The following is a 12201-nucleotide window of genomic DNA, read 5'->3' as shown; positions in this document are numbered from 1 at the left end:
GAGGCTGAGCTTCTGGCAGGTTAAAATAGGGAGAAATTTCTTATTTTAACTTGTACTAAATCTTGACATAGGACCACCTTGGTTACCTTGGGGGCCTTGTGGTCCAGCCGGTCCGGTAGCTCCACCAGCACCATCAACACCCATCCTGGTAGCGATATAGCCTACGGAGGTGGTTGCGTCTGAATATAAGGTGGTCTCTTTTGTCCAGAGATACTGTCCCTGTGGTACGTTAGGCATTGAAGTTAGCCATTCCCCTGTAGGAACATCTGTCATGCTAGTACCAACCTGGTAAGTGTATGTGTTTCCAACAATGGACTTAACGTTATTAACCTTAGTGTCGATCTCAGTAATTGCGCTCTCTACAGTCTTCTTACTCTTACCAAACAAAATATCGCCAGCACTAATTCTCAGGTGAAAGTTCCCGTCATCGCCTTTATAGAACTGAATATACTCATTCGTATCGCCAAATCCTACCTGGCCATCTGAGCCGAGATAGAATCCTCTGGTGGTATTGAGCGCAGAAGTCTTAGCTCCGGAATATATGCAGTCGTGTCCGATATGGTTTCCACCGATGTCAGCACCAAAAGCTACCAAGTCGGTCACCGCCACTTTATCTGCTGTGATACTCTTGGCCTGGATAACAGTACCGTTCAAACTGTTATAGTCAGTCTGCTCCGAAGTTACTCCTGATCCGTTGGTATTAAGCTTGTAGTAAAGGCCATCTTCCCCCTTAATGACCAGCTTATCTGCCTTGATGGTGTTACCCTCGATCAGATCACCTTTGATAGTTACACCGACCAATTCGCCAGTAATAGTCTGGTCGCCGACCACTACATTCTTAATCAAGCCAGATTCTGAATAGAATTTCTTCATAGCCGCTATGCCAATATTGGAGAAATCAATGCTTGCGTATTTCAAATCAGCGTCTGCGGCGTTAATCTTTTTTACATCCAGCTCATTGATTAACGCTTTGTTAGCCGCCAGTTCATCCGTAACGGTACTCTCAAATTCCGCGTATTTAGACTTAATGCTGGTAGTTTCTGCCTCAAGTGCTTTCAGACTTTCAATGGTGGCAAACTTAATATCAGCCTCTTCTGTCTTGATATAGTTTGACTCGATCTGTCCTACCGCCAGTTTCAGTTCTGATAAGCTCCCGTCCAGAGTATTGTACAACCCCTGCAGATTTCCCACCGCACTGCTGCCATATACACCCTCGTCAAAATGCAAAATATCCGATACATTGATAGTCCCCGTGTACCGTCCATCATCACTGATTACGGTGTTAATAATTTCCTGGGCGGCCTGGAGCTTCTCCCTGGCCTCTTCGAATGAGGGAAGCTTATTGGCCAGTTCGCACTCATCTTTGGTATGGTCCTGTGGATATTGTGTAAGCTTGATGATCCGCTGCTTTTCCCGGATCCCGGTGGCGGCATCGATCAGGGTGATTGTATCTCCCAGGGAAAAAGAAAAATCATCGTATCCGGCTCTTTGTTTGGCCAGATCAATAATATCAGCACTGTATGATACTTCCGGCTTTGACAGATCTTTCAGCCTCGCTTCTGCATCCTCTTTCATGGCTGCAGCATCTGTATAAGATTCGTCTTTCCAGATGTAGGTCTTCACCTTATTCGTGTACTGGTAATTTTCCAGGTAATTCTTCCCATCGTTCACGGACTCGATGGTAAGCCCGTCCTGGCCAATAGGGATAATTCTCGTATAATAGTCGTAGGTGCTGCCCTTCCTCTGTAACCGTTTCAGGTTAAGCCCTGTGAGGAAAAAGTTCCCTTTATCCTGGCCAACCTGATCGTAAAAGGATACTGTCTTTTTCTTGGTATCATAAACGACTTCACACATAAATGCAGTACACAGCTTCTGAATTACTCCAAGCGTATTTGTCTGCAATATCCCTGCATTTCTTTTCTTGGTTACGGTACATTCGCCAACCGTCCAGCCGGATCCAGCCAGAGCAAGCTTGGCCGCATCTTCTATTGTGGAATCCGTAATGCCAAAGGAGCTCCAGGGCTTCGCCTCCAGTTCTTCCAGGTTCAGTACCGCAACAAAGGAGAGGAATCCATCTGTGCTTACACTCTTTTCTTTTACTACATACTCAGCATCCTGAGTCTCAATATAATACTCTTCACAGATTTCATGATGTCTTGCCATGTATGTAAAAGAAAGAGTCTGATCGCCAGTTGTAACGTCGCTCGCAACCTTCAGATCCTTGTATTTGACAATATGCCCTATGGCATTGTGGTTCGTATCATATATCTTAAGCATAGGGCCGCCTCCGTTTAGTCTTCAATCATAAACATAAAAATGCCTAATTCCCAACTTCCAATATCAAGCCCATCAAATTCTTCCAGGGATACCTTATGCACCTCAAAATCCATTTCCAGTCCCAGAAGTTCCTGAATCTTTTGGTTGAGCTCTTTTACACTTTTTCCTTCTTTAAGAATGATATCCACATTTCCGGGGGCTCTCTTTTCCTGTTCAGCTCGCTTTTTTTCCTCTTCAATTGCCTTTTCCTCCTGTTCAAGATCCCGGTATTCTTCCATTAACTCCTTACGGGTATCTTCATAAGGTTTTAATGCGTTAAGCAATAAGTTCGTGTTTTTATTAATGGCATAGCTCAGTTTTATCTTTCCAGATAAAATTTTCTTTCCATCTTCTTTATAAATCTGTGCTTCTTTTTCCTGAAAAAGTTTTAATCCGTTATAAGCGTTTAACATTTCCTGGTTTGTCATGTTTTTTCCTCCTACATAAATCTTGGTCTATATTTCACAGTCATGTCTGTCCATGTGCTGTCTAAGGTAATCCTTGTTTCCCCTGGTAAAAGGATCGGCAGGCTCCAAATATCAACATCTGCTGCTTTGTTAGCCCCATTTTCTGTAATCTTCCCACTTTCTCCGTCTAAAATCACAGTACTGTTAGCAGTAAGGCTTCTTATTACCACCCGAAGGTTTTCTCCTGTATCTAGATTTCGGTTTATTCCAGTTATTGTCAGCTGTTCCATTCCCACCTTTGGCGTAATCTCTACCATACAAGGCGTCCGGATGTTCCCAGGATTTGTAACTACTGTCTCCAGCATCCCGGAAGCGGACTCCGAAAACGGTGAACCGTTTGGCTGTTCAGCAAACTCATAGCAGGAAAAATCAACGGTGAGCTTGCTCAGCCTGTTGGATGTCACCTTCAGACGGGCAAGCGGGTTTTCTGTAAAATCATGCTTGCTCATAAACCCGCAAAACTTGTGATCGAACTTATCCAGTTCCAAGGTGACCGACTCGGACATCATATGGGAAAGCAGGGTGCTGCAATTCTGCAAGATCTCATTTCGATCAGAGCCGTATACCAGGAAGGTGATCCGTATTGTCTTCCACCCGATTGATCCATTAATGAAAAACGGCAGTGGGCTTCCCCTCTGCCATTCGCTTTCATTTTCAATATCGGAAAATCCCGGAGTCACGTTCCACTGTTTGGCCTGTGCTCCGGATATGTCCCAGCCATTTATATTCATCTCAGACGCCCCCTTGTGTATCTTGTGGCTGCCATTTCATTTTTTATGTTCATGTCTTCCCTGAGTTCTCCGACCAGCTTATCTTTATCCATGAATACTTTTAAGTTCTTCATGGAGCTTGCCATGTTCTCCATCATGGACTCCATCGTACTCATCATGGAATCCATTTTGCTCAGTATTTCGGAGTTATCACTTCGATAGCTTCCTGATAACTTCGCCTGGTGCTCTGACTGCTGCTGAATCAAACGGTTAAGTTTCTCGACTCCAGCCGCTCCTACCTCCAGGGAAGATCTGGATTCCAGGAACTGATCCGGATTCATGGCAAAATTATAAAGGTTTTCTGCTCCCTGTGGGTTAATTACCTTGTCCCCGGTGAGCATGTTCTGCATGATCGCGCCATCGGACTTACGGAGAACATATTCCTGGGCGTTATTTTCAAATAACCACGCCAGCTGATCCTCTATGACGTTTTGAGTACCGGTCTTCAGGCCGTTCTTTTTCATAGCGGCCAGAATTGCTTTTTTCTGCGCTGATGTAGGCTTTTTGTCGGCTTCCACGCTAAGAGCATCCGCAATCTTTTTAACTGTGGAATCGTTGACGCTCCGGCCGTAGTTCTTAACAATGTACTGCCACAGATCCGAATGCTTCTTTTTCTCAGCATCTGATACTGATTTCTTATGGGCTTTACTTGCATTGATCAGCTTTTGTACTTCTGTAATTTCTGCCGGTTCTTCCGCTACACCTGCGGTCACGGCCTCCAGCTCTGCTTTTTGCGCGGGCGCAATTTCAGATGTTGTCCCAGAGGAAGCTGAGCTTGAAGAAGCAGTGCTGGATGTATCTGTTCCACCGGATCCAGAAGAGGCCGTGCCAGATGCAGTGCTGCCATTCGGAGTTACATTTACGTCAAGCAAAGTTCCACCTGTGCCAGCTTTCTGAATGCCAGCGATCAGGTTACCTACAATATCCTCACCAATCTGGCCAGCCTGTTCCACCAGGGACTGCAAGCCGGTAGATAGTCCCTCATTTAGTTTCGCAACAGCCGAAGCATTTTCAGCTGCCAGATCATCCAGCTGCTTCTTATAGTCTTTCTTGGTGTCACTTATCTGCTGGTCAATAGCATCCCGCGTAGCCTGTGTATCTTTTTTTGCCTGCCGGTCTGCTATCTCCTGCTTTTCTTCCCAAAGCTTGTTAAATTCATCCAGCTGCTCTGCAGTCATCTGATTCAGGCTGTAAATATTGGCGGTTGCTTCTGGTCCTGCGTCTTTCAGTTCCTGCAGCAGCCCCTCTGAAAGTCCCTTTCCGCTCAGTTCCTGCAACTGGGTTTCCCACAGTTTCAGTCCCTCAACCTGGGTATTCATATTGTAAATCAGACGATCTGCAGTATATCCGGAAGCATCCCAGGCATCATAGTTATTCATGGATGAAAGGATGTCTTTCTTCCGATCAGCTATGGCACTGTCCCTTTTTTCTTCCAGTTCCTGTATGGTCTCATTTAGTTCTTTTTCAAGCTTTTCCCGCTTATCATTGTAATCTTCATCAAGCTGCAGCTTTTCTTTTTCGTAATCTTCTTTGGCTTCCAGGTACTTTTTATCTGCTTCTATGCGCTCATCCGTGCCGGCTGTGAACTGTTTTCTGGCAATATCCCAATATTCCATCTCTGCCCTGGCGGACATAGAATAATAGGTCTGGTAGGTCTCCAGAAGGGATTTCTGTACTGAAGCCTGGGTCTTTGCAGCTTCCTCTCTGGCTTTGGCTGCCTCTTCCTGTTTCTCCTGCTTTTTCTCGTAGATCTGAGTGTCCAGTTCCTGGATCTTCTGTGTTGCTTCATACCAGGCATCAGTTCCGCTCTTTAAATTCTTTCGAACGGTGGTCCAGTAATTTTTCTCCTGGGCTAAAGAGGCAGCATGTAATGTCTTGTACTTTTCCAGCCGTTTTTCAGCAGCACTGAGGACTTCAGAATTATAAGTTTCTGCGTCCTTAGTAGTTTTCTTTTGATTATCTCCGGATCCGGTAACTTTTTCTTTGGATACGCCAAAATTGTTCTTTATACTGCTGCTCAGTGCCTTGCTGATCGTGGAACTGCTGTTAAGCTTATTAAGTTGAGAGGTTGCCTGTTTATAGGCTGTGGATCCTTTCACAGCTGTATCACGTATCTGCTGCCAGTACCATTTTTCATTGTCCAAGGACACTTCATGGCTCTTATTGTATTGCTTAAGCCAGCTTGTGGCGTTTTTCAACACAGCCTTTGACATTTTTCCAGCGGCTGCAGTTGCTACCTTTGTGTTTTTAGTTATACCAGATGCAGTACCTGCAGGTAACTGATAGCCGACTTCTTTCTCAAATTTCTTTGATGGAGAATGGATCTCTGCTGCTGCCTTGGCTGCGGCAATACCTGCATTGATCATTCTTATTGAAGCGCTGATGACCTGGGACTGGCCTGCTGATATACCTTGTGCTACACCAGCAGCTGCGTTATATCCCGCAGTGTAAAAGCTATTCTGATAGGTCCTAACAGCAGATGCCGCCTGTCCTGCCATGGTTCCAGCTGCACTGATTGCACCACTTTTTCCAGAATTGATACCTGTCTGGTACTGCTGAGCAGCTACGCTTCCGGCTTTTTCATATTCGCCTTTTTTCTCTTCGGCTGCCTTTGCTCCGGCGGACGCCATCTCGCCACCAGCCTGTTCAACGCCAGACTGCTGATCTTTAATTGAATTCTGGGTTCCTTCTCCTACAGCAGTACCAACATCTTCACCTGCAGACTGTGCATCTGCTGCCTGCTGCTGGATCAGTGCCAGAAGCTCCTGCATAGCGGATACTGCCTGCGTACCACCGGCATTAATTCCTGCCTGGATTTCTTCCGGAATCTGGATACCCGCTTTATTGGCGATTTCTGCCACGCCCTGGATTGTTCCTTCAATAGTCCCGTTCAGCTGATCTATTGCCTGCTGAGGGGTTATCTCACCGCTTGCAATTCCATCTGCAAGTCCCTCTGGGATCTGTACACCACATTCCTGCGCCATCTGTACGGTCTGCATGAGGGATTCCTGGGTGGCTGCTGGAAGCTCAGCCCAGCCTTCCACTGCTGAAGCAACGGCGTTATCAATGGACTCGCGCAAATCAGAAAAATCAATATCTGAAGAACCAAGATCTCCCATTGTCATCTCATAGGCGGTCTTATTAGCTGCCATTACAGTTGCTGTATCTTCTGATATATCCATGGCATCAGTCCACTTTTTGGATATGCCTTTCAACTGTTCTACGCCGTACTCACCCTGATTGTCCAGAGTCCATACCATGTGCTGGAGCATATTAGCTGCATCAGTTCCCTGATCCTGGATTGCCTGGATAAATTCTGCTGAAAAGATTGCCTGCCCGCTCTCGTCTGTGGCTTCTTTGAGGCGCTGAAGATTCTGCTGATAGTTCTGGATTCCATCCACCCAGGACTGCAGGTTCTCATTCATCTGTTCTGTGGTAATATCATCTCCACCGTCAAATTTATCAGCAAAACTGATTTTATCCTGCAAATCAGCCTTGATAGAATCCATGGTGGAATTGTATTCATCCAGGATCTGACGCATGGCAGTCTTAGCAGCATCCGCGGCTTCCTGGGAGCGTTCCATAGTTTTGTTGAACCCTTCCAGGGCTGTGCCAGCTCCTGCTGCCGCCAAGCCGGTTGCTTGGATTGCATCAGCATTATCTTCTTGTGCCTTTGTATTGTCTTCTGTTGATTCAGTATTATCCTTTTTTACTTTTGTAATGTTTTCTGCACTTTTGGCATATCTTTCCTGTTCTTCCGAGCATTTATCAATTGTTTTTTGATTTTCCTCAATTGCTTGAGAATATCCTTCCATTTTCTCTGCACAATCAGCTATGCTCGTAGCTGCTATTCCAGTTGCATCACCATATGCTACTGTTCTTCCATCAATACCATCCAAACGTGAATCCAATTCGCTGCTACTATCGCTTAGATGTTCCATAGCATAATTAAATTCATCCTGTGTTATTGCACCTTTTTCCAATGCCTCTGTATAAAGTTTTGTTTTCTCTGTTGGAAAATCAATATCAACTTGATAGCTTGGATCTACACTGGCCTTCTGTCTTTCCTCTTGGAGCTTTACAATTAATTCTCTCTCTTTTTCCAAGAGTTCCATTCTATCTTCAGTGATTTTTTTCTGTTCCTGTGCTTTATCCAGCTGTACCTGTGCCGCTAAAGACTCATTGATTAAATCCTGTGTGGCTGCAATTACCGCCTGTTGGATTGCTGTTTGCTGATAGTTTTCTACCAGTTTTTCCAGCTCATCATTAGTTACACTCAGTTTATCATTTTCATCATCATAAGCACCAGCCAGTTCTGGAATGGACTGTGACAGTTTGTCCACGATGGATGCCATTTCCTGTTTCTGGACAGCTGTTCTATCTTCAACATTATTTAACTCTTCCAGTCTGTCAGCCAGAGCGCCTACATTTTCCACGGAATTCAGGGTTCCGGTAAACTGATCGTCAATCGCCTGTACATTATCAGCTACTTTCTGCGAAGACTGTATGACGTCATCATACATCTCTTCCATTGCATCTTTCTGAGGCGTAATCGCGTCTGTCAATCCAGACACAACATCCGTAAGTAATTCCACGCCGTCCTGTAAGGGACCTGAAATGTAATCATACACTGCAATTCCCAGTCCCTCTGTGGCAGAGCTAAGCTCTGTCAGTTTACCCTGCAGGTTATCCTGCATAGTATCTGCCATATCAGAAGCCGCACCTGAACAATTTCTCAGGCTTTCCTCATAGCCAGCCACCTGATCAGCGCCGGTATTAAGAAGCATGTTCAAGCCCTTAATGGAGTCAGATGTAAATGTAGCCATAAGAGCCGCCTGCTTCTGGGCATCTCCCATTCCATCTGTAGCAGACTCTACATCTTTCAATACATCCGTCATGTCACGGAAATTTCCGTTAGAATCCATTACGGTAACAGAAGTATCACCAATGGCGATCTTTCCATCTTTCATCTTGCTGGTCAGATCTCTCATTATAGCAGCAAGAGAAGTACCAGCTTCACTGCTCCGGAGTCCGTTGTTTGCCAATGCTTCCAGGAAAGAGGTTGTGGTCTCAATGTCCTGACCGGCGGCATTCATGTTGGCGCCACAGTTCTTGTATGCCTCCCCTAGCTCTGCTGCTGTAGTCGAACTGTTCGCCTGCGCGTATGCCATCATATCTGCTATATGGGTTGACTGCGATGCTTCCAGATTAAAAGTACTGATATTATCTGTTACAACCTGTGATGCTTCTGCCAGATCCATATTGGAAGCTGCTGCCAACTGTAGAACGCCATCAATTCCAGAAAGAGTCTGGTTTACAGACCATCCGGCCAGGGACATATTTGTCATCGCGCTGGCTGCTTCCGTTGCAGAGAATTTCGTACTACTTCCAAGGCTCTTTGCCTTATTTTCCAGTGCTTCCAGCTCTGATCCGGTTGCTCCAGAGATAGCCTCCACTTCACTCATTCCAGCTTCAAAGGAACTTCCGACTTCCACCACATACTTTGCAGCTTCCTTTGCCTTATCACCAATTGCCGAAATAGCTTCTCCTGCAAGTTCCAGCCCCTTTGCAGCTAAAGCTTCTCCAAAACCTTCCTTCAAGCTCTCTCCGAACTCTTTCGTGGTAGTGATAACCGTCGTTGTTTCTTTCCCATATTCGTTTATGCTCTTTGCGCATTTATCCGTAGCATTTTGTGCTTCTTGCAGATACTTTTCATTCTGTTTTAAAGCCTGGTTATTTTTTTCTATATCATTCTCGGCGTCACTAACTTTTTTAGACCAGTCCGATACTTTTCCTTCGCACTTCTGGCACTCCAAGCCCTGTTTTTCAACAGCCTTCTGAAGGCTTTCCACTTCCTTTGACTGCTGCTGATACTCTTTTGTACCATCCTTTCCAGATTTCTGCATGTTTTCCTGGGCTTTTTCAGCCTCTTTCAATGCCTTGGAAAGTTCTTCATATCGCTGTGCGGCTTTCTGCGATACCTTCTGTGCATTTTCCAGTCCTTTTTTCGCAGACTCCGCCCTTTTCTGATAACTCTCAGTCTGCTTTGACAGGTTTTCCTGCTTTTTAGTCAGAAATTCAAGAGAATTGGCATTTCCCTTATATTCTGTGCTGAGTTTTTTCAGTTCAGAATTTAGCATTGCACTTTCTTTTTTCGCATTTGATACACCCTGTGAAAATTGTCTTTCTCCGTCCAGTGCAAGTACAATTCCAATTTTCTTTCCTGCCATAGTTAGTCCTCCCAACAAAAAATCCACATAAAAAGAGCACCTCAAACCGAGATGCTCTTTTTACATGGATTTTTATTTATACTTATTTCTTGGATATTGGGACTTCTTCAATGTGGGTTTTATACACCACCGGCGATGTAACCCATTTGATAAATTTCTTTATCAGAGCCCCTATCAGTATTGCAAATAATAACAATACAAACAATATTACCAATAACATATGCCACCCACCTTTCTGTTTTTCTTAATTATAATCCGCATCTCTGCCTAATTCAATATCTTTTCGCAAAGATGCGGAAGAAGATCAGAAAAATGAGTCAAGATTTAATTCTTCATCTTTTTTCTTTAAACCGTTAAAATCTAAATACTCATTATAGATCAGATAGAATTTCCGAAGTGTCATACCGAACACTTCTTTTTCACTATAATTGAGCACCTTACATCCCACATACAGTAACCGGGCTACGTTTATAGCCCGGTCTCCTGGTTTGGGTTTTCTTCCTCTTCGTCTCCAGAATCTTCATCATCACTGTCAGGATCCGGCATAGAAAAACCGTATGCTTCCAGCAAGGTAATAGCAAGCTTCTGCATTTCAGCTGGCTTTATAAGTCCGTCAATGGCTTCTACTTTTACTTCCTTACCTGTATCCACGGTGAGAAACGCAGCCACAACACTATAAAGTGTTTTTATATCTTCCGAATCGGTTTTATAGTCAGCAACTCTCGCAATTGCCGGCATAATTTTCACTAATGCCTTATTACAGGTTTCCTGGATTGCTTCAATTGCTCCAATGGTGAACAGGATATTGTATTCCTGTCCACCCATAACAACCGGAGCTCCTATTGGTCTTAAGTCGCTCATACAATCTCCTTTAATTCTTACGCAGTAATTGTTGCCTGTTTGTTCAGCCATGCTTTCGCTTTAGCTTCGCTGTCAAATACGAGTTTTTTACCAATAGACATCTTACCATCGACTTCCACTGGGTATGCTTTACCTTCAATGGTGGCAGTCTGGAAGTTTGTAGTGTCACCTTTTGTCTCAGCATTTTCTGTAGGCTCACTGTGCTGTACTTTATACAGCCAGATAACAGTGAAACTAACCACACCATTTTTCTTTCTACGCTTATAGAAACCAACTCCAAAATATGGAGCTTCGTCTTCAGTTCCGATTTCAATACTCTCTGGAGTTTCTTCCTGTCCTGAATCTCCTGCTGCCGCTTTTACATATGTATGACCAAGCAGTTTCGCCTGATTCTCCAGAGACAGATCATCCACTCCAAGAGATGTCCCCCAGTCTCTTACAGTTTTGTCTGTTTCAGCAACTCCATCATCTGCCCGAAGTTCTGCATCATTTTTATTTGGGGTTCCATTGAAGTTGATTGCTTTTGCAACAACAAAACCTTCTGTGTACTTATTTCCGTCTGCCCACTTTGCTGCTACAGGATATTTCATACCAATATGTGCCATGTGTTATTCCTCCATATCATAATCATTTTCAAATTCACATTCAAAGACAATGTGTCTTGTTTTATTATCTGGTTCCATCAATACGGTTACATCAGGATACGTTCCACCTTCTTCCAGGATTGCCCTGCGAATTTTTCTTTTTGCTTCCAGGTAATCCTTAGTTGATGGCAGGAAATAATGAATCTGCATTGAGGATATATCCTCTATCGGCTGATTGTCCGCGAATAGTTCTGCACCATCCTTCACATAATTAAAGGTAATATACTCGCTATTTCCACCGCCAAAAAAATCTGATGTCACCGGAATGCCAAGAGGCTTCAACGCTTTTATTATCTTTTGATTTATTGTCACAGCTTGTCCACCTCCGCGCCAATTACCTCTTCCATAACCTGCATTACTGCATTTTCGCTTTGTGCTACTGCTGCCGCGCGTACAGGTCTTGGCTCCTGGCCGTGTGACCTTACACCATATTCCAGATAACCCATTTTTTCAGCATTTCTAAGACCATTTTTATCAGTTCCATTTGGTTTTACCACAGCAAACACTCCGAGACTATTGTCTCTTGCGTTTGTAGCAACTATGGAAGCTTCCAGTTCGCCTGTTGAATACGGTTTTCCGTATTTATCCCTTCTGTTAGCTGCGGATCTGATCTGTGTTTTCAGGTTTTTTTCTACAATTGGGGCGGCCTTATTCACTGCTTTTTCAGCCATTTCATAAGGATTTGCCAGCTTATTCAACATCTCTTCAACATCTTCAAAACCTGTTATCGTCATCCTTGCCATTGCCCTACCTGCGCTTTCCCACGTTCACGCATCTGACAAGTCAGCTGCACCTTCATGGATTTATTTTTCTGATATCTGCGCTTTATATCATAAATTTCACCTGTAGATTCATCCACCAGGAATGATTCTCCAGAATAATTACACGCCATGATCTCAACAACCTGGTCTGC

General features: G+C 44.3%; 9 protein-coding genes. All 9 read right to left on the bottom strand.

What is annotated here, in order from left to right:
- Positions 1 to 45 precede the first annotated feature (45 nt).
- Positions 46 to 2277 carry a phage tail protein gene (locus tag AB5642_RS18670; RefSeq protein ID WP_173719564.1) on the bottom strand — a complete coding sequence of 744 codons (2232 nt, stop codon included), beginning with the start codon at positions 2275 to 2277 and terminating at the stop codon, positions 46 to 48.
- 14 nt (positions 2278 to 2291) lie between these two features.
- Positions 2292 to 2744: a hypothetical protein gene (locus AB5642_RS18665; protein WP_173719565.1), complete on the bottom strand. Its 453-nt coding sequence runs from the start codon at positions 2742 to 2744 to the stop codon at positions 2292 to 2294.
- Positions 2745 to 2755: 11 nt separating this feature from the next.
- The gene (locus AB5642_RS18660; RefSeq protein WP_173719566.1) at positions 2756 to 3514 is read right to left on the bottom strand and encodes a phage tail domain-containing protein; all 759 of its coding nucleotides are present in this window, start codon (positions 3512 to 3514) and stop codon (positions 2756 to 2758) included.
- Positions 3511 to 9783, bottom strand: a complete 6273-nt coding sequence (locus AB5642_RS18655) for a phage tail tape measure protein (protein WP_173719567.1) — start codon at positions 9781 to 9783, stop codon at positions 3511 to 3513. Before AB5642_RS18655 ends, AB5642_RS18660 begins: the two co-directional genes overlap by 4 nt.
- 468 nt (positions 9784 to 10251) lie before the next feature.
- Positions 10252 to 10644 (bottom strand): hypothetical protein, encoded by a 393-nt coding sequence (locus tag AB5642_RS18650; protein WP_173719568.1) that lies wholly within the window; start codon positions 10642 to 10644, stop codon positions 10252 to 10254.
- Between the two features lie 17 nt (positions 10645 to 10661).
- Positions 10662 to 11249, bottom strand: coding sequence for a major tail protein (locus AB5642_RS18645; RefSeq protein ID WP_173719569.1), 588 nt, complete (start codon positions 11247 to 11249; stop codon positions 10662 to 10664).
- Between the two features lie 3 nt (positions 11250 to 11252).
- On the bottom strand, positions 11253 to 11600 hold the full coding sequence (locus tag AB5642_RS18640) for a phage tail protein (protein ID WP_173719570.1): 348 nt from the start codon (positions 11598 to 11600) through the stop codon (positions 11253 to 11255).
- A complete protein-coding gene (locus AB5642_RS18635) occupies positions 11597 to 12031 on the bottom strand; it encodes an HK97-gp10 family putative phage morphogenesis protein (protein WP_173719571.1) in 435 nt (144 codons plus the stop codon). Before AB5642_RS18635 ends, AB5642_RS18640 begins: the two co-directional genes overlap by 4 nt.
- A partial coding sequence (locus AB5642_RS18630; RefSeq protein WP_368371832.1) for a hypothetical protein occupies positions 12019 to 12201 on the bottom strand: 183 nt, incomplete at its 5' end. The genes AB5642_RS18630 and AB5642_RS18635, both read right to left, overlap by 13 nt.

The sequence above is a fragment of the Ruminococcus sp. 1001136sp1_2201st1_G3_2201SCRN_220225 genome, assembly GCF_040924365.1.
Taxonomy (GTDB): Bacteria; Bacillota; Clostridia; order Lachnospirales; family Lachnospiraceae; genus Blautia_A; species Blautia_A faecis.
The sequence above is the reverse complement of the archived record's forward strand: the minus strand, read 5'-3'. Positions and strand labels throughout refer to the sequence as shown.